19 protein-coding genes are annotated in these 24870 nt (G+C 59.8%); 6 read left to right on the top strand and 13 right to left on the bottom strand.

Features of this window, described 5'->3' with window-relative positions:
* Nucleotides 1–54: 54 nt before the first annotated feature.
* From ACYSTU_RS10125 to ACYSTU_RS10110, 4 genes are all read left to right on the top strand, one after another.
* A complete protein-coding gene (locus ACYSTU_RS10125) occupies nucleotides 55–1158 on the top strand; it encodes an efflux RND transporter periplasmic adaptor subunit (protein ID WP_024011162.1) in 1104 nt (367 codons plus the stop codon).
* A complete protein-coding gene (locus ACYSTU_RS10120; protein WP_498997935.1) occupies nucleotides 1155–2219 on the top strand; it encodes an efflux RND transporter periplasmic adaptor subunit in 1065 nt (354 codons plus the stop codon). Before ACYSTU_RS10125 ends, ACYSTU_RS10120 begins: the two co-directional genes overlap by 4 nt.
* Nucleotides 2216–5278 (top strand): efflux RND transporter permease subunit, encoded by a 3063-nt coding sequence (locus ACYSTU_RS10115; RefSeq protein ID WP_016772213.1) that lies wholly within the window; start codon nucleotides 2216–2218, stop codon nucleotides 5276–5278. The genes ACYSTU_RS10120 and ACYSTU_RS10115 overlap by 4 nt, the downstream gene beginning before the upstream one ends.
* 89 nt (nucleotides 5279–5367) lie before the next feature.
* Nucleotides 5368–7620 carry a glycoside hydrolase gene (locus tag ACYSTU_RS10110; protein WP_498997930.1) on the top strand — a complete coding sequence of 751 codons (2253 nt, stop codon included), beginning with the start codon at nucleotides 5368–5370 and terminating at the stop codon, nucleotides 7618–7620.
* A 1-nt stretch (nucleotide 7621) separates the two neighbouring features.
* On the opposite strand, the gene ACYSTU_RS10105 is transcribed toward ACYSTU_RS10110, so the two are convergent.
* Complete coding sequence (locus ACYSTU_RS10105) at nucleotides 7622–8248, bottom strand: class I SAM-dependent methyltransferase (RefSeq protein ID WP_071174050.1); 627 nt, start codon at nucleotides 8246–8248, stop codon at nucleotides 7622–7624.
* A gap of 105 nt (nucleotides 8249–8353) precedes the next feature.
* Nucleotides 8354–8710, bottom strand: a complete 357-nt coding sequence (locus ACYSTU_RS10100) for a DUF6124 family protein (protein WP_016772210.1) — start codon at nucleotides 8708–8710, stop codon at nucleotides 8354–8356.
* Between the two features lie 457 nt (nucleotides 8711–9167).
* Between ACYSTU_RS10100 and ACYSTU_RS10095 the strand changes: the two genes are divergently transcribed.
* Nucleotides 9168–11975 (top strand): RHS repeat domain-containing protein, encoded by a 2808-nt coding sequence (locus ACYSTU_RS10095; RefSeq protein ID WP_498997924.1) that lies wholly within the window; start codon nucleotides 9168–9170, stop codon nucleotides 11973–11975.
* Between the two features lie 182 nt (nucleotides 11976–12157).
* On the opposite strand, the gene ACYSTU_RS10090 is transcribed toward ACYSTU_RS10095, so the two are convergent.
* The 11 genes from ACYSTU_RS10090 to ACYSTU_RS10040 form a co-directional block, all read right to left on the bottom strand.
* On the bottom strand, nucleotides 12158–12802 hold the full coding sequence (locus ACYSTU_RS10090) for a methionine ABC transporter permease (RefSeq protein ID WP_039756400.1): 645 nt from the start codon (nucleotides 12800–12802) through the stop codon (nucleotides 12158–12160).
* Nucleotides 12792–13913 (bottom strand): methionine ABC transporter ATP-binding protein, encoded by a 1122-nt coding sequence (locus ACYSTU_RS10085; RefSeq protein WP_498997921.1) that lies wholly within the window; start codon nucleotides 13911–13913, stop codon nucleotides 12792–12794. Before ACYSTU_RS10085 ends, ACYSTU_RS10090 begins: the two co-directional genes overlap by 11 nt.
* Before the next feature lie 2 nt (nucleotides 13914–13915).
* Nucleotides 13916–14725 (bottom strand): MetQ/NlpA family ABC transporter substrate-binding protein, encoded by an 810-nt coding sequence (locus tag ACYSTU_RS10080; RefSeq protein ID WP_016772206.1) that lies wholly within the window; start codon nucleotides 14723–14725, stop codon nucleotides 13916–13918.
* 126 nt (nucleotides 14726–14851) lie between these two features.
* Nucleotides 14852–16210 carry an LLM class flavin-dependent oxidoreductase gene (locus ACYSTU_RS10075; RefSeq protein WP_498997915.1) on the bottom strand — a complete coding sequence of 453 codons (1359 nt, stop codon included), beginning with the start codon at nucleotides 16208–16210 and terminating at the stop codon, nucleotides 14852–14854.
* Complete coding sequence (locus tag ACYSTU_RS10070) at nucleotides 16210–17409, bottom strand: SfnB family sulfur acquisition oxidoreductase (RefSeq protein ID WP_016772204.1); 1200 nt, start codon at nucleotides 17407–17409, stop codon at nucleotides 16210–16212. Before ACYSTU_RS10070 ends, ACYSTU_RS10075 begins: the two co-directional genes overlap by 1 nt.
* A gap of 27 nt (nucleotides 17410–17436) precedes the next feature.
* On the bottom strand, nucleotides 17437–18678 hold the full coding sequence (locus ACYSTU_RS10065) for an SfnB family sulfur acquisition oxidoreductase (RefSeq protein ID WP_217879140.1): 1242 nt from the start codon (nucleotides 18676–18678) through the stop codon (nucleotides 17437–17439).
* 263 nt (nucleotides 18679–18941) lie between these two features.
* A complete protein-coding gene (locus ACYSTU_RS10060) occupies nucleotides 18942–19706 on the bottom strand; it encodes a hypothetical protein (RefSeq protein WP_136492448.1) in 765 nt (254 codons plus the stop codon).
* A 459-nt stretch (nucleotides 19707–20165) separates the two neighbouring features.
* Nucleotides 20166–20915 carry an L-cystine ABC transporter ATP-binding protein TcyN gene (tcyN, locus tag ACYSTU_RS10055; RefSeq protein WP_076565047.1) on the bottom strand — a complete coding sequence of 250 codons (750 nt, stop codon included), beginning with the start codon at nucleotides 20913–20915 and terminating at the stop codon, nucleotides 20166–20168.
* Between the two features lie 4 nt (nucleotides 20916–20919).
* The gene (gene tcyL / locus ACYSTU_RS10050) at nucleotides 20920–21585 is read right to left on the bottom strand and encodes a cystine ABC transporter permease (RefSeq protein ID WP_016772200.1); all 666 of its coding nucleotides are present in this window, start codon (nucleotides 21583–21585) and stop codon (nucleotides 20920–20922) included.
* Nucleotides 21585–22385, bottom strand: coding sequence for a cystine ABC transporter substrate-binding protein (gene tcyJ, locus ACYSTU_RS10045; RefSeq protein ID WP_016772199.1), 801 nt, complete (start codon nucleotides 22383–22385; stop codon nucleotides 21585–21587). The genes tcyL and tcyJ overlap by 1 nt, the downstream gene beginning before the upstream one ends.
* Nucleotides 22386–22732: 347 nt before the next feature.
* Nucleotides 22733–23731 carry a D-cysteine desulfhydrase gene (locus tag ACYSTU_RS10040; protein WP_016772198.1) on the bottom strand — a complete coding sequence of 333 codons (999 nt, stop codon included), beginning with the start codon at nucleotides 23729–23731 and terminating at the stop codon, nucleotides 22733–22735.
* A 190-nt stretch (nucleotides 23732–23921) separates the two neighbouring features.
* Between ACYSTU_RS10040 and epsC the strand changes: the two genes are divergently transcribed.
* Nucleotides 23922–24848: a serine O-acetyltransferase EpsC gene (gene epsC / locus ACYSTU_RS10035; RefSeq protein WP_016772197.1), complete on the top strand. Its 927-nt coding sequence runs from the start codon at nucleotides 23922–23924 to the stop codon at nucleotides 24846–24848.
* The last annotated feature ends 22 nt before the right edge of the window (nucleotides 24849–24870 follow it).

Here is a 24870-nt window from a genome sequence, read left to right as displayed (position 1 = left end):
TAAGCTCTGAAGTCGTATCGTCTCGACAGCAGCATTTAAGGCCAAGGAGTGTGCATGGCGGGTCCCGGATTGAAAGTGCTGATGGCCGTGAGCGCCATGGCGTTGCTCACCGCATGCGGCGACAAGAAACCTGCTCAGGAATACTTGCCACGAGTCTTTGTGCAAGAGGTCGAACCGGCCAACTACGCCGCCGCGGTGACCCTCACCGGTGATGTGCAGGCGCGGGTGCAGACCCAGCTGTCATTTCGCGTCGGCGGCAAGATCATCCAGCGCATGGTCGATGTCGGCGACCGCGTCACCGCCAAGCAGGTGCTGGCCAAACTCGATCCGAAAGATCTGCAGACCAACGTCGATTCCGCTCAGGCCCAGGTCGTCGCCGAACAGGCCCGCGTGAAGCAAGCGGCAGCCGCTTTCGTGCGTCAGCAAAAACTCCTGCCCAAGGGCTACACCAGCCAGAGCGAATACGATTCGGCACAAGCCGCGCTGCGCAGCAGCCAGAGCGCATTGAGCGCGGCGCAGGCGCAGCTGGCCAACGCCAAGGACCAGCTCAGCTACACCGCGCTGATCGCCGATGCACCCGGGGTGATCACCGAGCGCCAGGCCGAAGTCGGCCAAGTGGTGCAGGCCACCGCGCCGATTTTCAGCCTCGCCCGCGATGGCGACCGCGACGCGGTGTTCAATGTCTACGAATCGCTGCTGGCCGAGCGGCCGTCCGATCGCTCGATCGTGGTCAGCCTGCTCGACAACCCCGAGATCAAAACCACCGGTACCGTGCGTGAGATCACGCCATCGGTGTCGGCGCAATCGGGCACCGTGCAGGTCAAGGTCAGCCTCGACAAGCTGCCGCCGGGCATGCAGCTCGGTTCGGTGGTCAGTGCCACCGCTAAGGGCACCGGCAAATCGGCGGTGGAACTGCCCTGGTCGGCGCTGACGAAAAACATCAGCGACCCGGCGGTATGGCTGGTCGATGACAAGGGCGAGGCGCAGTTGCATACGGTCACGGTCGGCCGCTACCTGACCGGCAAAGTGATCATCAGCGAAGGCCTCAAGGGCGGCGAGAAAGTCATTGTCGCCGGCGGGCAACTGTTGCACCCCGGCATGAAAGTCGAGATTGCCGAAAACACCTACAAGGATCTGCAACCGGGAGCGCAGCCATGAAGCGCTTCGGCCTGTTGTGCATGGCGTTGCTGCTGGGCGCCTGCTCGGAAAAGGAAACCCCGCCGGAACCGGTACGTCCGGTGCTGTCGGTCACGGTCAAAGCCCTCAACGAAGAAAGCCTCGGACGCTTTGCCGGCAGCATTCAGGCGCGTTATGAGAGCAACACCGGTTTCCGCGTCGGTGGGCGCATCGCCAGCCGCAACGTCGATGTCGGCGCCGAGGTGCAGAAGGGCACCTTGCTCGCCACTCTCGACCCATCCGACCAGCAGAACCAGTTACGTTCGGCCCAGGGCGATCTGGCGAGAATCCAGGCGCAACTGATCAACGCCCAGGCCAATGCACGTCGTCAGCAAGCGCTGTTTGATCGCGGCGTCGGTGCCCAGGCGCAACTGGACGTCGCCAATACCGATCTGAAAACCACTCAGGCCTCGCTTGATCAGGCACGCGCGGCGGTCAGCCAGAGCAAGGATCAACTGAGCTACACCGAGCTGCGCTCCGATCACAAAGCCGTGGTCACCGCGTGGAACGCCGAAGCCGGGCAAGTGGTAACTGCCGGGCAACAAGTGGTGACGCTGGCGCAACCGGACATCAAGGAAGCGGTGATCGATCTGCCCGATACGCTGGTCGATCAGTTGCCCAGCGACGTGGTGTTCTCGGTGGCTGCGCAGCTCGACCCGAGCATCAACACCACGGCGATCATCCGCGAGATCGAACCCCAAGCACAAAGCGCCACGCGCACCCGCCGCGCGCGCCTGACCCTGTCGGATACGCCGGACGGTTTCCGCCTCGGCACCGCGATCAGCGTGACCCTTAGCTCGGCGATCAAACCGCGCATCGAACTGCCGCTGACGGCGTTGCAGGAAATCGACGGCAAAACCCGCATCTGGGTGATCGATACGCAAAACAAAACCGTCAACCCGCGCGACGTCAGCGTGGTCAGCCGTGGCGACAACAGCGTGGTGCTGGCCGGTGGCGTGCAGAATGGCGAGCGCGTGGTCAGCGCCGGCGTCAACAGTCTCAAACCCGGACAATCGGTAAAACTTGACGAGGACAGTCAATGAAAGGCTCTTTCAACCTCTCCGAATGGGCCCTCAAGCACCAGTCTTTCGTGTGGTACCTGATGTTCGTCGGGCTGCTGATGGGGGTGTTCTCGTACTTCAATCTCGGCCGCGAAGAAGACCCGTCGTTCACCATCAAGACCATGGTGATCCAGACCAAATGGCCGGGCGCGACCCAGGAAGAAACCCTCAAGCAGGTCACCGACCGCATCGAGAAAAAACTCGAAGAGCTCGATTCCCTCGACTACGTGAAAAGCTACACCCGCCCCGGCGAGTCGACGGTTTACGTGTACCTGCGCGACACCACCAGCGCTGAGGACATTCCGCAAATCTGGTACCAGGTGCGCAAGAAGATCGACGATATTCGCGGCCAGTTTCCCCAGGGCATTCAGGGGCCGGGGTTCAACGATGAGTTCGGTGACGTGTACGGCTCGGTCTACGCCTTCACCGCCGATGGCCTGACCATGCGCCAGTTGCGCGATTACGTGGAACAGGCGCGCGCAGAAATACGCAGCGTGCCGGGGCTGGGCAAGATCGAAATGGTCGGCCAGCAGGACGAAACGATTTACCTGAACTTCTCCACGCGCAAACTCGCCGCACTGGGTATCGACCAGCGCCAAGTGGTGCAGAGCCTGCAATCGCAGAACGCAGTGACTCCGGCCGGGGTGATCGAGGCGGGGCCGGAGCGGATCTCCGTGCGCACCTCGGGCCAGTTCGAGTCGGAGAAGGATCTGGCCGAGGTCAATCTCAAACTCAACGATCGCTTCTATCGTCTGGCCGACATCGCCGAGATCAGCCGTGGCTACGTCGACCCGGCGACACCGGAATTCCGCTTCGACGGCAAACCGGCGATCGGCCTGGCGATTGCCATGCAGAAGGGCGGCAACGTTCAGGAGTTCGGTAAGGCGCTGCACGAGCGCATCGACCAGCTCACCGCCGACTTGCCGGTGGGCGTCGGCGTGCACACCGTTTCCGATCAGGCGGTGGTGGTGGAAGAGGCCGTCGGCGGTTTCACCAGCGCACTGTTCGAAGCGGTCATCATCGTGCTGGTGGTGAGTTTCATCAGCCTCGGCGTGCGCGCCGGTCTGGTGGTGGCCTGCTCGATTCCGCTGGTGCTGGCCATGGTCTTCGTGTTCATGGAATACAGCGGCATCACCATGCAGCGGATTTCCCTCGGCGCATTGATCATTGCCCTCGGTCTGCTGGTGGACGACGCGATGATCACCGTAGAGATGATGGTCACGCGCCTGGAAATGGGCGAGAGCAAGGAGCAGGCGGCGACGTTCGCCTACACCTCGACCGCATTCCCGATGCTCACCGGTACGCTGGTGACTGTCGCCGGTTTTGTGCCCATCGGCCTCAACGCCAGTTCGGCGGGTGAATATACGTTCACGCTGTTCGCGGTGATCGCGGTGGCGATGATCGTCTCGTGGGTGGTCGCGGTGTTCTTCGCACCAGTGATCGGCGTGCACATCCTCAGCGACAAGGTGAAAGCCCACGATGCCGAGCCGGGTCGCGTCGGTCGCGCCTTCAACGGTGGTCTGTTGTGGGCCATGCGCAATCGTTGGTGGGCGATCGGCGTCACCGTGCTGTTGTTCGTGCTGGCGGTGTTCTGCATGCGCTTCGTGCAGAACCAGTTCTTCCCCGCTTCCGACCGCCCGGAAATTCTCGTCGACCTGAACCTGCCGCAAAACGCCTCGATCGACGAAACCCGCAAAGCGGTGGACAAGCTCGAAGCGACGCTCAAGGGCGACCCGGACATCGTGCGCTGGAGCACTTACATCGGTCAGGGCGCGATCCGTTTCTACCTGCCCCTTGATCAGCAATTGCAGAACCCGTACTACGCGCAGCTGGTGATCGTCAGCAAGGACTTCGAAGCCCGCGAGGCACTCAGCCAGCGCTTGCGTGAGCGGCTGCACAAAGACTTCGTCGGCATCGGCAGCTACGTGCAGGCCCTGGAAATGGGCCCGCCGGTGGGGCGTCCCATTCAGTATCGAGTCAGCGGCAAAGATGTCGATCAGGTGCGCAAACATGCCATCGACCTGGCCACTGAACTGGACAAGAACCCGCACATCGGCGAGATCATCTACGACTGGAACGAGCCGGGCAAAGTCCTGCGCATCGACATTGCCCAGGACAAGGCGCGGCAACTCGGGCTGTCCTCAGAAGATGTGGCCAACTTGATGAACAGCATTGTCAGCGGCTCGCCGTTGACCCAGGTCAATGACGACATCTACCTGATCAACGTGGTCGGTCGCGCGGTGGATTCCGAACGCGGCACGCCGGAAACCCTGCAGAACCTGCAGATCGTCACGCCGAGCGGCACCTCGATTCCGCTGCTGGCGTTCGCCACCGTGCGCTATGAACTGGAACAACCGCTAGTCTGGCGTCGCGACCGCTTGCCGACCATCACCATCAAGGCCTCGGTGCGCGACGAGATTCAGCCGACCGATCTGGTGAAATTGCTCAAGCCGTCGATCGACGCTTTTGCCTCGAAGCTGCCGGTCGGCTACAAAGTCGCCACCGGCGGTACGGTCGAGGAAAGCGGCAAGGCCCAGGGGCCGATTGCCAAGGTGCTGCCGCTGATGCTGTTCCTCATGGCGACGTTCCTGATGATTCAGTTGCACAGCGTGCAGAAGATGTTCCTGGTCGCCAGTGTTGCGCCGCTGGGGTTGATTGGTGTGGTCCTGGCGCTGGTGCCGACGGGCACGCCGATGGGCTTCGTGGCGATCCTCGGGATTCTTGCGCTGATCGGCATCATCATCCGCAACTCGGTGATTCTGGTGACGCAGATCGATGAGTTCGAGCAGAAAGGCTATGCGCCGTGGGACGCGGTCGTGGAAGCGACCGAACACCGGCGCCGGCCGATCCTGCTGACCGCAGCGGCAGCGAGCATGGGCATGATCCCGATCGCCCGCGAAGTGTTCTGGGGGCCGATGGCTTACGCAATGATTGGCGGCATCGTCGTGGCGACGCTGCTGACGCTGTTGTTTCTGCCGGCGCTGTATGTCGCCTGGTACAAGATTCGCGAGCCGCAAAAGGATGAAAAGCCGGCGCAGTGAGATAGCCCCTGCGATCTTTGGGAAAGGTCTGACTTACAGGGTGAGCTGACTGCGCTAACGTCCCTTCTTCATTCGAAGAGGGACGTGCCATGTCGACTGTTTCCGGCTGGTTACGCGGATGGTTGCTGCTCGCTGGCTTGAGCCTGTCGCCGGCAGTACTGGCCGAAGTGCTGCTGGAAAACCAGCTTTGGCGGGTGCAGGTCGATCCTGCGACGCTGGCGGTGCGCGTTGAAGTCGCCGGCGCTGCGCCGGTGCAAGCCTCGGCCGGTGTGCTGCGGCACAAGGTCAGCGACATGGTCAGGCGCGGCAATCGCATCGAATGGCAATGGGACGACGGGCGATGGTTGCTCAGTGTTGACCTGGACCAGCGTGACCTGACGTTTTCGATTACGGCTAGCTCGCCCTCGCAGATCGAGTTTATTCATCAGCCCGCCAGTGCAATGGGCCAGGCGCTGATCTGGCCGCTTGCCGAAGGGCGCTACGTGCCGCGCGGTGACCGGGTGTGGCAGAAGTTCCTGCTCGCGCAGGGCGCGCTCGATACCACCCAAGACCTGAGCCTGCCGCTTTGGGGGATGGAGTACGAGAAGTTCAGCCTGCACTGGCTGCTGACCAACCCTTACAACAACCAACTGCGCTTCAAGACCAATGGTGATGCACTGGGGCTGTCGGCCCGGCATCGATTCACATCGCTTGAACCCTCAAAACCGCTGACCTTCAGCCTGTTTCTCGGGACTCTCGATTCCTTGGCTGGGGCCAAGCGCTACAAGCAGTGGCTCATCGATAGCGATCAATTTGAAACCTTGGCGAACAAGCTGATCAAGACCCCGCAAGCCGCCAAGCTGATCGGTGCCGCGCATGTCTATCTATGGGGCAACGACCTGCTCGGCCCTGACGATGTGCGCAACTGGCCGCTGCTGATTGCCCGGTTGCGCGGCTCGGGTGTGCTGGTCAGTGAACTTCGGGCCGCGATGGATCCTGAAGCGCTGCGGTTGCTCGCCAGCGAGACCGTACTCAATCGCTATCAACAGACTGTGATGCTGCGCAGTCTCAATCGCGCGCTGAACGTTCAGGCGCGCAAAACCTGGCAGGCGCGTGCGGTACCGGACATGCAGGCGCTGGTCAACGGGTACGCCGAGGTGCGCGAGCAGCTGGCCGTTGTTCTGAAGGATACGCTGGCGCCTGATCCTGCGCGCTGGGGGCGCACCTTGTCGCGGCGAACCATTGAACGCTTGCAGGGCGCAGGACTTTCGCGTTTATGGCTTGGGCTCGGCGAGGGCTGGGAAGGTGGACTCTGGCACCCGGAGACGGTGCGCGCCGCCGTCTCTGCGGGATATCTGATTGCCCCCTATGACTCCTACGAAACCGCGTTGCGCGAGGACGAAAATCCGGACTGGGCCACCGCGCACCTCGGCGATCGGGCCAATACCGAGTGCGCGATCGTGGAGGAAAACGGTGCGCTGAAAAGCGGGTTTCAGCAGTCCGGTCACTATACCGATCCGCGATGTGTGCGACCGTTGCTTGAGCGGCGCATCGATGCAATCCAGAAGGTTGCCGGGTTCAACAGCTGGTTTCTCGATGCCTATGCCGCTGGGATGCTCTTTGACAGTTATCGTCCCGGCGCACCGATGACCCAGGCGCAGAATGCCGCGGGCAACGTCGGAGCATCGCGCTGGATCAGCGAAGTGTTGCAGCTGCCGAGCGGCTCCGAGGATGGCAATGCGGCCACCGCTCAAGGGGTTTTGTTCGCACATGGCATGCAGACGCCAGTGATCGGTTGGGGCGATCGCGACATGCATCAGCCGGGCACAGCGGACTTTTTCGTCGGCCAATGGTACCCACCGGAGCAGCCAGCGGTGTTCTTCAAACCGACCCGGTTGAAGGCTGACTACCAACGCGTTCATTTCGCCCCCGTCAGCCGTTTACCGTTGTATCAGGCGGTGTTCCACGGCTCTGTCATCACCAGTCATCACTGGTTGTTCGATAACCTGAAACTGAGCGACGTGCGGGTGGAAAACGAGCTCACCCAGTTGCTCTACAACGTACCGCCGCTGTACCACCTGAGTGCGGCCAGCCTTGATCAGCGCTTGCCGTTGATCGTGCGTCAGGATCGATTCTTTCGTCCGCTGCACGAACTTCTGGCGACGCAAGCGCTGACCGCTTTTGACTGGTTGAGCGAGGATCGCCTGGTCCAGCAGACGACGTTTGCCGACGGCACGCGACTGCTGGCCAATTTCGACGCCGCTCCACGCAATTGGCAGGGCCGGACGTTACCGGGACACAGCATGACTGCACTGTTGGCGGACGGCAGCGTCAACCGGTATCAGGTACAAGCGGCGCCCTGATTCAGACTTTGCGCCACACGCTCGCCAGCCACGGCTGCTGTTCGCGCGGCAAGCCCGCAGGCCGGTAATAATGCTCCAGCTCGACAAAACCCGCCGCCGTCAGCAACCCGCGCCAGGCCTCGAGATCGTGATACGAGCCATAGCGCGGCCCGTTCCAGCCCTCTTGGTTGTCGCCTCGCGGATTGGAACTGAACAGCACGCCACCCGGTTTCAAAGTGCCGTGCAGTTGCCGTAGCACTTGCGGCAACACCTGCAATGGCACATGAAACAGCACGGCATTGGCGAAGATGCCGTCGAAGCGCTCGGCCGGCAGATCAAGTTTCAGAAAGTCCTGCTGCCAGACTTCGCAACCGCTGTCCTGGCGGGCCATGCGCGCGAATTCCTGTGAGCCATCAAGGCCGATCGCGACGTGGCCCATGCGCGTGAAGGTTTGCAAATCCCGGCCCGGCCCGCAGCCGAAATCGAGAATCGTGAAAGGTGCTTCACCGTGAATGTGGCGCAGCAAGGCCTCGATGTTCTGGCTGACATCGTGGTCGCGCGTGCCTTCGCGGAAATCCTCAGCCACCGAGTTGTAGTGACCGAGGGTAGTGGCGGTGATCTGTTCGAGGTCGCTGGGGGTTTGCTTCATGATCGGCGCTGTATTGGCGGTGTGAGGGCGGACTATAAGCTTTTTCACCGGCAAAAAAACGCCGCCTGCGCTGGGGCCAGTGCAGGCGGCGATGGGTGCCAGGTTTCAGTGCTGCTTGGCTCCCAGACAATCGATCGAGCGGTCCATCATCGCTTTGGCCATTTCCAGCAGATGCCAGACCGAGAACACCATGGCCCGATCCGCGCCCCCGAGCTGGTCACCGCATTGATGGACGGTCACCGAAGCGCAGCGCAGCAGATCGGCAACATACAGTTGGGCGTCCTCCAGCGTCACATCTTCGCTGATGCTGTAGACGCGTTTCTGTCCAGCCAACGTGACCTGATTGCCGGCCAGATGTGAGTCGACGGCGCGGCACAGTGCAGAGCGATCCTTGAGCAAATCCTCGGTGAACCGCTTGCTTGAGGTAAGGCTGAGTGGCGGATCGGCAAGTTTCTTTTCCATGGGTAAACTCCTGACTTCAAGTGGGAGCCAACCATTTCGCGACTAAACGAGCAGGACGGCGGCTGCACGCGGATCAGTTGCCGGCCGGACAACTGAATCCAGTCACCGCAAAACAGTGACGACCGGAGATTAGCTACAGGATATTTCGGGTACAAGCGGGCAAATTATTCTAGGAATCGTCCTGCAAACCCGCGTGCTTCGGGCTGGCGAAACGACAAAAGTGGTGTAGGAAGCATCTGATTTTTGCGAAGGGCGTTGCCCAAAATACTGCGATCACATGGGCCTGGTTGATGGCCACCTGCCGCCTTCGACCTTAGCGCTTATTCAGCCCCCGCGCCAGCCTGTCTGAATGGCCGCATGGGTGCGCAAACCTGAATGCAACTGGTAGTTCTTACAGTATCGGGACGGAGAAAACTGGTTCAGTCTCAGCGTATAGACATCAGGGACTCGCGTAGCCGTGAATACCCGCCATGACACCGCCACTCCGACCTTGTCGGTCATTGACCCGCGCGCACTGGTGGTTCGCAGCGTTGCCTATTGCCGACACCCGGATAAAGCCGACATCGAATCGCGCATTACCCGGCAGATCTTTGATGAGGCGGGGCGTCAGGTAGCGTCTTGGGATCCGCGTTTGTACGGCGTTGCGCCCAAGCCGAATCTGGCCACGATCTACGCGTTGAGCGGTCAAGCGTTACTCGCAGACAGCGTCGACGCCGGTTGGCAGGTGCGGCTGTTGAATGAAGCGGGTTCGATGTGTTCCGGCTGGGATGCGCGGGGCAGTCAGAGTCATCGCCAATACGATGATCTGCAGCGACCGCTAGCCCTCACCGAGCAGGCGCACGACGGGCAGCCTCGCGTGGTCGAGCGCTGGACCTATGCAAAAGCCACCGATGATCGTGCGCTGCACAACCAGTGCGGTCGAGCGATCCGCCACGACGACCCGGCCGGCAATCGGCACTTTGATCACTATGGCCTCGGCGGTGCAGTGGTGGTGGAGTCGCGACGTTTTTTGATCGAACTCGAGACACCTGACTGGCCACTCGATCCCGACCGCCGGGATGACTATCTCGAGGAAACAACCTACGTCACCCGGCAGACTTTCACTCCAACCGGCGACTTGCAGCATCACACCGACGCGGTTGGAAACCTCAGAACGCAGCATTACAACGTCGCCGGGCAATCCTGCGCGACCTGGTTGCAGGCCGGCGAGGGCAGGCAGCCGAAGTGCCTGGTCAGCGCCATTCGCTACAACGCGCAGGGTCAGATCGAAAGCGAAACGGCCGGCAACGGAGTCATCGCCCGTGCCGAATACAGCCGCGATGACGGCCGGTTGCTCAGACTGCTCGCCAGTGTCGGCACGCACCCTCCGTTGCAGGATCTGAATTACGTCTACGATCCGGTGGGCAACGTCATCAGCCTGGAAGACAAGACTCAAGTCGTATCCTGGTTCAATAATCAGCGCATCGATCCGGTCAGTCGTTATCGCTACGACAGCCTTTATCAACTGATCGAGGCCAGTGGTTGGGAAGTCAGCCAGAACAGCCATGGTCCGGCCTTGCCGGAGCTGCTGCCCACACCACTGGACCCCAATCAACGGCGCAACTACACGCAGAAATTCGACTACGACGCAGCGGGCAACCTCATCACTCGCCAGCATAGCGGTGCGCCGGGTTTTTCGATGTACACCTCCCAGCGCAGCAACCGAAGCCTGGCGCAGCGTGACGATGGTTCTTTGCCCGGGGAATCGGAGATAGCGCTGGGATTTGATGCGGCGGGCAACCAGTTGGAGTTGCAACGCGGTCAGGCCATGTACTGGAACGTACGCAATGAGTTAAGCCGGGTTGTGTTGGTGAAGCGTGCGAATGAAAGCGATGACTACGAGTGTTATGGCTGCGACGAGCCGGGCCATCGGTTGCGTAAAACGACTGTCAGCCAAGCGTCCGGTCAGACGCTGACGGTAGAAGTTCGTTATCTGCCGGGGCTCGAGATTCATCGCGAAGTCGGTGGTGTCGAGCGACATGTCGTCAATGTCGACACCGGGCGCAATCAGGTACGACTGCTGCACTGGCCAAGCGCGGTGGACGGAGACCAACTGCGTTACAGCCTCAGTGATCATCTTGGTTCCAGCACGCTGGAATTGGATGATGGTGCGGGGATTTTGACTCAGGAGCACTATTACCCGTTTGGTGGCACCGCGTGCTGGGCGGGTAAAAATGCATTGGCGGCGAAAAACAAAACGATTCGTTACTCAGGCAAAGAGCGGGATGCGACCGGTCTTTACTATTATGGCTATCGTTATTACGCGCCGTGGTTACAGCGGTGGTTGAACTCCGATCCTCTTGGTGATATTGACGGCCCCAATCGTTATTTGTTTACGGTTAATAATCCGGTGTCCAAGTTGGACTTTTTTGGTGCGAACTCCACGCCTCCGCTTGATGTGGCTCATGCTTACGATCTCATGTTCAGTGAGGGTGAAGTATGGGACGGATTGAGTTTGGTATCTGAAAGTGGAGTTGACACGATTGCACGTGTCTCCTGTGCTAATGTTATTCTCTTGGATAGCGAGGTTGATAGTGAGCGACAAAGAAAGCTTGTTAAGAGTTTTTCGCGTTTTTCGATTGATGATTATTCAATTACGCATTTCAGTAACGCAGATTTTACTGATCAGGATGGAGTTCATTTCAAAACGTTATTCACGTTGCGAAGCGAAAGAACCAAAGAGGATTATCTGGGTAACTCAGGAACAATTAATATTTCGCGTTATGGAAATCACGATTTTGTTTTTTTTGCCCTGGACGCTGGTGCTCAGCCCCAAAAGACCACCTCAAAATTCGGGGAGTTTCGCTACCACGCATCTTTCGCAGCCTTGAATGCCAAGTATCAATATACGCATATGGAGATAGGAGACTTATTGAGACCGAACTCTCGAGATATTAGTATTGGGCGAGCCAAAAGCTTGCCTTGGTTAGCTGCCGCCAGTGACGATGAGTTAATGGATTTTAAAAATAGAGCGGGGCTTCGGCCTGACAAAGAGAAAGATTTGTTGTTTTACGGAAAGGATATGCTTCAAGGTTTGGGTTTGAAAGTTGCCGTGGATCTCGGGTCTCTGAACGATCTCGTACAGGAGGCGGTGATTGAGTGGGCTGATGGGGATCGTACAATTGATAATATAACCGAAATAATTAATGTTTTTTATCGTCCGCAAATTTTGGTTCCGGGAGGGATCAAGTTCAGGGGCGGTGAATTTATATTGCGCAAGCCTTAGAGTTCAGGTTTATTGCCTATCCGCTAGTAGTGCCCTGCTCCACTCGTTTGTCGTTGTAAGCGACGTGCACCAGCGGAGCAAAGTCGAAGATGCAAATGTTAGTTGCGGGTTTGACGTAGCAGTTGGTAGTCGGCCGGTTTTAGTGTTGGCTCACTTCACGTAGCCAACATCACAAGATTTGCTCACCGCTTATTCAGCCCCCGCGCCAGCCTGTCGCCACCCAACTGAATCACCGCCACCAGCGCCACCAGCAAGACAATTACCGTCAACATGATCTGGCTATCGAAGCGCTGATAACCGTAGCGGTAAGCGATATCCCCCAGCCCACCAGCACCAATTGCCCCAGCCATGGCCGACGAATTGATCATCGTCACCAGGGTGATGGTGAACCCGCCGACGATCCCCGGCAGCGCCTCGGGCAGCAGCACATGCCAGACGATATGCCAGCGCCGGCAACCCATGGCCTGTGCGGCTTCGATCAGACCATGATCGACCTCGCGCAGACTCACTTCGGCGATCCGCGCGAAGAACGGCGTTGCGGCGATTGTCAGCGGCACCACAGCGGCCCACACGCCATAGGTAGTGCCGACGATCAGGCGGGTGAACGGAATCAGCGCAACCATCAGGATCAGGAACGGGATCGAGCGGAACAGATTGACGAATGCACCCAGCGCACGGTTCAACAGCGGCGCCTCATAGATCCCGCCCTTGTCACTGGTGACCAGAATCACCGCCATGGGAATCCCCACCAGCAGCGCGATCAACGAGGACACGCCAACCATCAGGAAGGTGTCGATAAAACCCTGCAGCAAGCGATCAAACCACATAGCCCAATACCTCCACTCGTTGCGCCCATTGCCCGGCGCGTTCGCGCAATTGCTCGGCGCTGAACGCCGAGCCGCTGACGGCCAGTAAAAGCTGCCCCAGCGCATGACCCTGAATCCGTTCCACGCCGCCCTGAAGCAGCTTCACTCGGCCACCCAACGCCGCAAACAACGCGGCCAGATCCGGCTCATCAGCGGCACTGCCGGTGAACTGCAAACGCAATACCACCGCTGCATCAGAAGCCGTGGATTGCGCCTGCAAGCGGCTTTGCAGTTCTTCCGGCAAGGCGTGTTGCAGCGGTGCGAGCAAGGTCTGGCTGACTGCGTGTTGCGGATTGCCGAGCACTTGCCATACCGGGCCTTGCTCGACCACATGACCGTGCTCGAGCACGACGACGCGATCGCAGATCTCGCGGATCACTGCCATCTCGTGAGTGATCAGCACAATGGTCAGGCCCAGGCGGTTGTTGATCTCGCGCAACAGGCCGAGGATCGACTGCGTGGTCTCCGGATCCAGCGCCGATGTCGCCTCATCGCAGAGCAGAATGTCCGGGTCATGCACCAGCGCGCGGGCAATGCCGACACGCTGTTTCTGCCCACCGGAGAGCTGCGCCGGATAAGCCTTGTGCTTGCTGTGCAGGCCGACCAGTTCAAGCAGTTCGCGGACCTTGTTGTCGCGCTGCTCCTTCGGCACGCCGGCGACTTTCAGCGGCAACTCGACGTTCTGCCAGACGGTCTTGGCCGACATCAGATTGAAGTGCTGGAAGATCATGCCGATGCGCCGGCGCAGGGCGACGAGGCGGTCTTCATCGAACTGGCCGATATCGACCTGATCGATCAACACACGTCCTGAAGTCGGCTGTTCGAGACGATTGATCGTGCGAATCAGCGACGACTTGCCGGCGCCGCTGCGGCCGATGATGCCGAACACTTCGCCGCGTTGAATCGCCAGGTCGATGCCCTGCAAAGCCGCGACCGGACCTTGCCGGCCGTTGTAGGTTTTGCCCACGTCGATAAAGCGTACGTGGGCGCGATTCAACTCGGGGTGCAGCTCGGTTTTTTCAGCATTGTGTGGCTCTGGAAGCTCCAGTCGCCGTTGGATCGCTGCGGTCATGTTCAGCTTTCCCAGCCGGCCTGGTAGAGCTTGCCGTGGGCCTTGTCCAGTGCCGCGCGAACGGCCGGTGAATGCTGATAGATGTCGACGAACTTGATCAGGCGCGGGTCGGTTTTGCTCTTGGGCTGGATGACGAACTGGATCACGTATTCCTTGTGATCGAGACCGTCGAACAGCAGCGCCGAGCCGGCATCGAAGGTCTTCGCCAAGCGAATATAGGCTGGATAACCCTGGACCAGGTCGGCGTCGTCATAGGCGCGCACCAGTTGCACGGCTTCGACCTGAAGGATCCTGATTTTCTTCGGATTGGCGACGATGTCGTCCTCGGTGGCTTTGTAGCCGACGCCCGGTTTCAGGGTGATCAAACCGGCCTTGGCGAGCAATTGCAGACCGCGACCGCTGTTGATCGGGTCGTTGGCGATGGCGACGCTGGCGCCTTCGGGCAGTTCATCGAAGCTTTTGTATTTCTTCGAATACAGGCCGACGTTGTTGATGATCCCAGGAGCGAATGGCACCAGATCGAAACCGGACGCGGCTTTGGCATTTTCCAGGAACGGGATGTGCTGGAAGTAATTCACGTCGATGTCGCCAGCGGCGAGGCTGACGTTGGGCGCGATCCAGTCGGTGAACTCCACCAGCTCGACTTTCAGGCCCTGTTTGGAGGCTTCTTCGACGGCGGCTTCCAGCGGAATGGCGAAAGCGGCGGTGGTGCCGATTTTCAACGGGGCGTCGGCGGCGAAGATAGCCGAGCTGAACAGGCCGAAGGCCAAGGCCAGTGCTTTGACTGGGTGGGACAGGTTTTTTTTGGTCATGGTGGTTTTTCCAGTCAGTGCATAAGATTTGTGGTGTCTGTTGTGGCCTCATCGCTGGCAAGCCAGCTCCCACAGGTTTTGTGTGCGCCGCAGACCCTTGTGGGAGCTGGCTTGCCAGCGATGCTTTTAGCGTCGGTACGAAGAGCCGGTATGTTGTTCAGGCAACTGCGCCTCGCCGTGAAACAACTTCTCGCGCAAGGTCCCGCTGTCATACGCAGTCTTGTACGAGCCGCGCCGCTGCAACTCGGGAATCACCAGTTCGATGAAATCGACATAGCTTTCCGGGGTGACGATGCGGGTCAGGTTGAAGCCGTCCAGACCGGTTTCGGCGATCCACGATTCGAGTTCATCCGCCACTTGCTCGGGCGAGCCGACCACGGTGATGTAACGACCGCCGAGGGCGTGCTGGTCGAGCAATTTGCGCCGGGTCCAGTCATTGTTCTGCAGGTTTTTTGTTGCCGATTGAATGGCGTTGCTCTTCACGTACTGGATCGGTTCGTCGATTTCGTACTGGGCAAAGTCGATACCGGCGGAGGCGGAAAAATGCGCCACGCCGGCCTCGGCGCTGGCATAGCTGAGGTACTCGGCATGCTTGGCCCACGCTGCTTCTGCGGTGGCGCCAACGATTACATTGAGGCCCATGAACACCTTGATGTCTTGAGGATTGCGTCCGGCTTCGACGGCGCTGGCGCGGACGTTGTCGACCTGCACTTTGGTCGATGGTTTGTTCTGGCCGCTGATGAACACGCACTCGGCATGACGCCCGGCAAACAGCAAGCCGCGGTCGGAGCTACCGGCCTGAAACAGCACCGGCGTGCGCTGCGGTGACGGTTCGCAGAGATGATAACCCTCGACCTGATAGAACTCGCCCTGGTGCTCGACCTTGTGCACTTGGTCCGGGTTGGCGTAGATGCGCTGCTCGAGGTCGTTGCGCACCGCGCCGTTTTCCCAGCTGCCTTCCCAGAGCTTGTACAAGACCTGCAGATATTCTTCGGCCTGGTCGTAGCGGCGGTCATGTTCGACCTGCTCGTTGAGACCCATGGCTTTGGCGGCGCTGTCCAGGTAACCGGTGACGATGTTCCAGCCAACGCGGCCGCGACTCAAATGATCGAGCGTCGACATGCGTCGGGCGAACAGATACGGCGGTTCGTAAGTGAGATTGGCAGTCAGGCCAAAGCCGAGATTTTTGGTGACGGCGGCCATCGCTGAAACCAGCAGCAGCGGATCGTTGACCGGCAACTGGATCGACTCTTTCAGCGTGACGTCCACCGAGTCCTGGTAGACGTCGTAGACGCCGACGATGTCAGCGATGAACAAGCCATCGAACAATCCACGCTCAAGCAACTGCGCCAGTTCGGTCCAGTACTCGATCGTGTTGTAGCGGGTCGAGGTGTCGCGCGGATGCGTCCACAGGCCGTGATTGATGTGGCCGATGCAGTTCATGTTGAACGCGTTGAGCAGAATCTTCTTTTTCGCAGCAGTCATCAGATCGTCCCTCGCAGCGGAGGGTTTTCATCGTTGAGGTAGTAATTGCCCACGGCGTGATATTTCCAGCGCACCGGGTCGTGCAGGGTGTGCACGCGCGCGTTGCGCCAGTGCCGGTCGAGGCCGTGTTCACTCAGCGTCGCCTGGCTGCCGGCCAGTTCGAACAGCGTGCTGCCGGCGGCGAGGGAAATTTCCGTGCTGATCGCCCGCGCCTCGGCAACCGCGATCGACGCGGCGGCGACGGTTTCCGCGTTGGTTTCGGCTTGCGCGGCATCGAGGATTTCGCCGGCACGTTCGAGCAAGGCTTCGGTGGCGTGCAGCCGAATGCTCAAGTGGCCGAAGCTCTTCAATGTCAGCGGATCTTCGGTGGCCGTGTCGTTGCCGGAATCGATCCACGGACGGGTCTTGCTGCGCACGAAATGCAAGGCGTCTTCGTAAGCAGCGCGGGCAATGCCGGTGTCGATGGCGGCGTGGAGAATCTGCGCCAGCGGGCCGACCGTGGTCGGGCGCTCGAAAGCGCTCTGGAACGGCAGCACGTCTTCCGCCGCTACATACACATCTTCGAACACTACCGAGCCGCTGCCAGTGGTGCGCTGGCCGAAGCCGCTCCAGTCGTCGATCACCGTCAGGCCCTTGCTTTCGCGCGGGAGGAAGGCCAGTTGCTGTACGCCGTTTTCATCGACCACCGACGTCGGAATGCGCTGCGCGTAAATCGCCCCGGTCGAGTAGAACTTGCGACCGTTGATTCGATAACCATAACCATCACCATCGCGGGTGAGACGGGTGACGCGGTCGTGAGCGGTTCTGGTGCCCAATTCTGCCAAGGCATTGCCAAAGCGCTGGCCGGCGAGCACCTCGGCGTACAGGCGCTGTTTCTGTTCATCGCTGCCATTCACGCGCAGCACTTCCAGTGCGTAGAAATGGTTCTGCGGAATCTGCCCGAGCGAGCCGTCGGCCTGAGCGATGAGTGCGATGACTTTGCCCAGGGTGACGTTGGATACGCCCGCGCCGCCATATTCTTTCGGCACGCTGATGCCCCACAGGCCGGAGCGGGAAAACACTTCCAGCTCGGCCAATGGCAGGCGGCGTTCGCGGTCGCGCAGGGCGCTGTCGCGTTTGAAATCTTCGGCCAGGTCGCTGGCGACGATCAGGGCTTGCTCATCGCTGGTGATGAGCGCGACGTGATGGGAAAGCGTCATAGGGGGTTCTCCAGATGACTGGTCGTCTCAGATCCAGGAATGGCGAGCCGGCAAAGTGCCGTTCAGGCGATAGGCGCCGACCGTGTGATATTTCCAGCGCACCGGGTCGTGCAGGGTGTGCACGCGGGCGTTGCGCCAGTGGCGGTCGAGATTGAATTCGGCAAGGGTCGCGCGGCTGCCGGCCAGTTCGAAGAGCTTTTCGCTGGCCAGCAGCGAAATCTCGGTGGTCAGCACTTTTGCTTCGGCCACGGCGATCGAAGCGCGTGCGGCGGATTCGGCAGTCAGCGGCGCGGCGTGGACTTCATCGAGCACTTTGCCGGCCTTGCGCAGCAGCGCTTCGGCGGCGTGCAGTTCGATTTTCAGTTTGCCGATATCGGCGATCACGTAGAGGTCATCGCTGGCGCGCTCGACCTTGGCGTCGATCCATGGCCGTGCGCGGGTTTTGACGAAGTCGATGGCGTCGTCGATGGCGCCACGGGCGATGCCGGCGTCAATGGCCGCTTGAATCAGCTGCGACACTGCGCCTTGGGTGTTCGGCTTGTCGTTGATCTTCCAGTTGTCGATGACCAGGCTCGACTCGACGCGCACGTTGTTCAGCAGGATCGTGCCGCTGGCCGTGGTGCGCTGACCGAAGCCCGACCAGTCATCGACGATGCGCAAACCCGGCGTGCCGCGACGGACGAAGGCCAGCACCTGTTTACCGTCATCGTTGAGCGCTTTCACCGCGACCCAATGCGCAAACAGCGCGCCGGTGGAGTAGAACTTCTGGCCGTTGATTACGTAATCGTCGCCGTCGGCGCTGATTCGCGCCTTCAGTTCCAAGGTGTTTTTCGTGCCACGTTCCGGTCCGGCATTGCCGATGCGCCAGCCTTCCAGAACACTCTGGAACAGCTGCTTTTTCTGCGCTTCGGTAGCGGTGCCGAGCAGCAGATGGATGATGCCGAACTGGTTCTGCGGGATCTGCCCGAGCGCCGGGTCGGCGGCAGAAATGATCGCGAATACTTCGGCCAGCGTGACGAAGGAAACTTGCGGGCCACCGTACTCACGCGGGATGGCAATGCTGCCCAGACCGCTGCGGGTGAACTGTTCAATTTCCGACCAAGGCAGCTTGCGCTGCCGGTCGCGTTTGGCCGCCTGCACTCGGGCGGCTTGCGCCAGATCAAAGGCGGCCTTGATCGCTTGAGCGTCGTTGCGCAGTACTTGCGCGGGCAACAACAGCGGGGCGATGTCCAGATCGGACTGCACGTTGGCATCTGCAAGACTGGACATCAGTGCCGCTCCCTGGCTGCACGCAATGCCCTGGCGATCTGCACTGGGGTGATTGTGTTCCGGACCATACCTACCTCACATCTCATGAAAAACGTCGCGATGGCGACGATTGAAAGAATGTCCGGTGGTCCGGTGCATATACCCTAAGCGTGTATAAAAATTAAATAAACTAACTTTTAGGAATATGTATAGAAGGGTGAATGTTCGGCTTGGTTAACGAGGGTCAGGTGAGAGATAACTGACCTCCCACCCCTGAGCAGGTCTCACTTGGTAGGTGATTCAGCGGCCTTGAATTCGGGTTTCCACGGGACTTTTACGTACGGATTCACGCAACCGATTTTCAACGTGCGCGGCGGTGCCCAGCGCGAGTTGTTACCGACCCGATCGAGGATGCAGTACGTCACGTCCAGCCGCAGATCCTCGCCTGCTTCGACGATGACAGTCGGTGGTATCCAGACCTGAATCGGCAGGCCGACATCCGCTGCCGTGACTGGCGCCAGATCCATGCGCACATCGCCCCAGCGCAGGGTGATGGCGTCGTCTTCGGCCATGTTCAGATAAGGCTCGATGGTCAGCGGCACGCCGCGTTTGATCTGGCTGGGATTCACGCCCTGACGGCGAATCGCTTCGGGGATGATCACTGGTGCCAGTTGCTGATTTTCGTCTTCGCACTGCCCAGTGGGCTGGCCACCAGGGCAATCGAGTTTGACCTGCACCCGAGTCGCCGCCGACAGTGCCGGACCCTGGCCGACCTGCATCACGCGGTAGTGAATGCGCGCGGTGCCATTGGTGATGAAACTCTCCGGCACCCGCAGGCTGACCGACTCGCCCACATCGGCCGCGCTGAGGACTTTTGACGCGACATAGCATTTGTCCCAGAACAGTTCGATCAGATCGCCAACGTCCATGTCGCAGTAGGGCGGCACGTCGATGAGCAGGTGAGCTGCTGTTGCCAGGTTAATGCCGGTTTTTTGTGCGCATGCCAGCGTTGGCGCTGCAAGTTCGGGTGTATGCGAAGTGCGGGTCATCGGTTTCTCTCCTTGAAGTCTTGCAGCGAAATCCGTTTCTGGAAAAAAAAGGCGCGAATCAACTGGCAATAAAAGCGACAAGTATTTGCTCGGTATTAGTGCGGGTTATTTGAACTAAGGGGCGCCGGTTGCCGACTAGATAAAAGTCTGCGGAGAGGGGTGTCAATAGAGGGGGTTAGTTAATGCGTAAATTACAAGTTAATCAGAAAGCTCCTACGTCACCGAGGCACTAAGCCTAGGTGTAAGCGCGAAATCAGCTACAGATAAACAGCGGTTTCGCGACGTTTTGTGCGGGTTCGTTCACCGGCAAACGTATGGAAATATGACGAATCGAGAATGTGCGTCATCGTTGCGCAATGTATATCTGCGCGCACAAGTAATAAATGTTCAGAAGAATGAAATACCGGGGCAGGGATAACTTCCGTCCGTGGAAGTTGAGGGCTGTGGCAGAGAAAGTTCTCAGGCGTGATTCAGAAACTTGCTGAGAAACTGTTTGGTGCGTTCTTCTTTCGGGTTGGCAAACAGTGCCTTGGCTTCACCCTGTTCAACAATTACGCCCTTGTCGAAAAACACCACGCGATTGGCCACGTCACGGGCAAAACCCATTTCGTGGGTGACAATCACCATCGTGCGATTTTCTTCGGCAAGACCGCGAATGGTCGCCAGCACTTCACCGACCAGTTCCGGGTCGAGCGCTGAAGTCGGTTCGTCGAACAGAATCACTTCCGGCTCCATCGCCAGCGCCCGGGCAATCGCCACGCGCTGTTGCTGGCCACCGGAGAGACGGCGCGGGTAGGCGTCCTCTTTGCCGGCAAGCCCCACTTTGGTCAACAGCTTTTTACCCAGAGCAACTGCCTGGTCGCGCGGCATCTTCTTGACCACGATCGGGCCTTCGATGACGTTTTCCAGGGCGGTGCGATGGGGAAACAGGTTGAAGTTCTGGAACACGAAGCCGACGTGCTGGCGCAGGTTGCGCACCAGACTTTGCTGCTGGTTCAGCGGGCGGCTGGTATCGATTTCGATATCGCCGACCTTGATCCGGCCGCTGGTGGGTTCTTCGAGGAAATTCAGGCAACGCAGGAACGTCGTTTTCCCCGAGCCGCTGGGGCCGATGATCGCGACGACTTCGCCTTCCTTTACCTCAAGGTCGATGCCGTTGAGCACGACCTGACCCTTGAATTGCTTGGTCAGTTTTTCCACGACAATCATCGCGTCAGGACTCCTGGTCGTGCCGATTGACCCGCTCTTCCAACTTGTTCTGCAAGTGCGAAAGCACCGTGGCCAGAATCCAGTAGATCAGTGCGGCGGCAAGATACATGGTGAAGACTTCGAAAGTCCGGGCGGTAATCAGCTGCGCCTGACGGAACAGCTCCGGCACCTGAATGGTCGCGGCCAGCGCCGTGTCCTTGACCAGCGAAATGAAGCTGTTGCCCAGCGGCGGCAAGGCCGTGCGCATCGCTTGCGGCAGGATGGCCCGGCGCAGGGTCTGCGCGCGGGTCATGCCGATACTCGCAGCAGCTTCCCACTGACCGCGTTCGATCGAACCGATCGCGGCACGCAGGATTTCACAGGCGTAGGCGGCCATGTTCAGCGAGAAACCGATCAGCGCTGCTGGCAGCGGATCAAGCTCCATGCCCAATTGCGGCAAGCCGTAATAGATCACGAACAGCTGCACCAGCAACGGCGTGCCGCGAAAGAACGACACGTAGATGCGGGCCAGCCAACTGACCGATTTGAAGCGTGACAGACGCATCAGCGCGAGGCCGAAGCCCAGCAGCAGACCGAAGAACATCCCGCCGAGGCTGAGGACTACCGTGTAGTACGCGCCCTTCAACAGAAAGGGCGCGGAATCCAGCGCGAGTTGGAAAGCCTCTTCCATTATTTAGTGACGTCTGCGTTGAAGTACTTCTTCGACAGTTTCTCAAGGGTGCCGTCGGCACGCAGTTCATCCAGAGCCTTGTTCACCGCAGCCAGCAGTTCCGGCTCGCCTTTGCGCAGGGCGATACCGGATTCCTGACGCGAGAAGGCCTCACCGGCTGCGACGGTTTTCGGGGCTTTCTTGGCGTATTCGAGGGCAGCCAGACGGTCGATCAGGATGGCATCGGTACGACCGTTGTTGAGGTCGGCGAACTTGGTCGGATCATCGTCGTAGGTGCGCACGTCAGCACCCGGCACGTTGGCGCGAACCCACTGCTCGTAGTTGGTGCCCAAGCCGACACCGACTTTCTTGCCGGACAGGTCAGCGGCAGTCTTGATGTTCAGCGCCGACTCTTTGCTTTTCAGCACGAGGGCCTGGATGCCGGACACGGTGTAGGGTTCGGAGAAGTCATACTTCTTCTTGCGCTCGTCGGAGATGGTCACTTGGTTGACCACCAGATCCAGACGCTTGGATTCCAGCGCGGCGAGGATGCCGTCCCATTTGGTCGGCTGGATCTTGGCCTTGACGCCGAGCTTTTGCGCCAGCGCTTCGGACAGCTCGACTTCGAAACCGGACAGCTTGCCGTTCTCGTCGACGTAGCTGAACGGTGGGTAAGTGCCTTCCAGGCCGACGTTGAGCACGCCTTTGTCCTTGATCTGTTGCAACTGCTCACCGGCCACTGCCTGACCGATCAGGCCAGCGCTGAGCGCAAGACCCAGCGAACCGACCAGCAGAGTGCGACGTAGTGCGGAAAAATTCATGACAAGCCCCTGTGTTTTCTTATGGAAGACGCTTAAGGAATGTAGGCAAATTGGTGATTTGAACGACAGCGCTATCCTGCCTTAAAGCAGCTTAAGCGTCTCGCCCGAAATTCGCCTGCGGCGAGACTATAAGATGTCTGTTTTAGACTTGAAAATACTAGATTGTGTTTCTTTTAGGGTTTTTTGGAATATGCGTCCGTTCAGTTGTGGCGAGGGGATTTATCCCCGTTCGACTGCACAACAGTTGCAAAGTCCTGCGACGTGTACTCACTTGCGAAGGCAAGGGGCCGCTCCACGACCCAACGGGGATAAATCCCCTCGCCACAGGTATCTGCAATCTGCAGTGATCATCTTGTCAGAAAATCCTTGTAGGCAAACAACGCCGGCGCGCCGCCGGTGTGCAGGAAGATGATCGGGCCGTCATCGAAGCGCTGCCGGCCGATCCCGTCGAGCAGACCGGCCATGGCCTTGCCGGTGTAGACCGGGTCAAGCAACAGACCTTCCTGTGCGGCCAACAGTTTCACCGCCGCCAGCGTTCCGGCATTCGGCTCGCCATAACGCGGGGCGAAATATTCGTCCCACAGCTCGACCTTGAAGCTGGCCGGCAACTCGACGCCCAGCAGCTCTGCCGTGCGTTCGGCCAAACCCTGCACCTTCGGGCGCTGATCTTCTTCACTGCGCGAAACGGTCACGCCGATCACCGGCAGTTGCGGCAGCGCCTGACTCAGCGCCAGCCCCAGACCACTGTGGGTCCCGGCACTGCCCGACGCCAGCAACACAGCGGCGAAATCGAGGCCGCTGTCCTTGATCTGCTCAGCCAGCTCCAGCCCAGCGCGCACATAACCCAGAGCACCAAGGGCGTTGGAGCCGCCGATCGGCACCAGATACGGCTTCTTGCCGTTGCTGCGCAGGCGCACGGCCAGTGCGGCCAGTTGTTCGTCGGCATTATCGAGGTTGTCGACCAGTTCGACCTTGGTGTCGAACAGATCGAGCAGCAAGCGGTTGCCGTTGCCGGTGTAATTTCCGTCATCGGTGCCCAGCGGATTTTCCAGCAGCGCCACACAACCGAGGCCGAGTTTCGCCGCCAGTGCGGCGGTCTGGCGCACGTGGTTCGATTGCAGCGCACCGGCCGTGATCAGCGTGTCAGCACCTTGCGCGAGCGCGTCAGCGGCGAGATATTCGAGTTTACGCAGCTTGTTGCCGCCCATCGCCAGCGGCGTCAGGTCATCGCGTTTGATGTACACCTCGCGACCGAGCCAGGTGGACAGGCGTTCGAGTTTTTCCAGCGGCGTGGGGTGGCTCAGCAGTTCGAGACGGGGGAAGCGTTGCAGCTGTTGTTTGATCATGGGTCCGTACTGGCGCAGAAGAATGAAAGGACTATAGGCACGCGTTTTTGCCCGGGCAACCGCCAATCGCTTATAGCCAAATGGACTGAGGCCAGCACTATCGGTTCTTAATTCGTCGGCAAAGGCATGCCGTAAAGTAGGCGCCGATGACGCGGCCAGACAGTCCGGCCGCCCGTGAGGAGTCTTTACCGTGAGCGAGCGTTCCAGCCATTGGCAATTGCAGACCATCGTCAGCCAGCTGCGCAGCGCGCGGGATCAGTGGCGCGCACTGAATGGCCGGGCTTCAGGGGAGCAGGGCGGCCGCGAATTGCCATCGCGAGCGGCGATGGCGGAAATCCTCGAGGCGCTGTGTGGCGCGCTGTTCCCGATGCGTCTGGGGCCGGTCGATCTGCGTGAAGAAAGTGAAGATTTCTACGTCGGCCACACGCTTGATGTAGCGCTGAATGCCTTGCTGGCGCAGACGCGCCTGGAGTTGCGTTACGTTGCCCGCCACAGCGCGCAGGACGACAGTGAAGTCGAAACCCGCGCCATTCAGATCGTGCAGGATTTCGCCTTGGCCTTGCCGGGCCTGCGCACGCTGCTCGACACCGATGTGCTCGCGGCCTATCACGGCGACCCGGCGGCACGCAGCGTTGATGAAGTGCTGCTGTGCTATCCGGGCATTCTTGCGGTGATTCACCATCGCCTGGCGCACCATTTATACCGTGCAGGGCTGCCGCTGCTGGCGCGGATCAGCGCGGAAATCGCGCACTCGGCGACCGGCATCGATATCCACCCGGGCGCGCAGATCGGCCGCAGCTTCTTTATCGATCACGGCACCGGTGTAGTGATTGGCGAAACCGCGATCATTGGTGAGCGAGTGCGGATTTATCAGGCGGTGACCCTGGGGGCCAAGCGCTTCCCGGCGGATGAGGACGGCCAATTGCAGAAGGGCCATCCGCGTCACCCCATCGTTGAGGATGACGTGGTGATTTACGCCGGGGCGACGATTCTCGGACGGATCACCATCGGCAAGGGCTCGACCATTGGCGGCAACGTCTGGCTGACACGTAGCGTGCCGGCGGGGGCGAATCTGACGCAGGCGAATCTGCAGCATGATGACGGGACGCAGAAGTAAGTCTTGAATCTGTGTTGTTGTA

The sequence above is a fragment of the Pseudomonas glycinis genome, from assembly GCF_054871425.1.
This window is presented reverse-complemented; position numbering and strand designations above follow the sequence as displayed.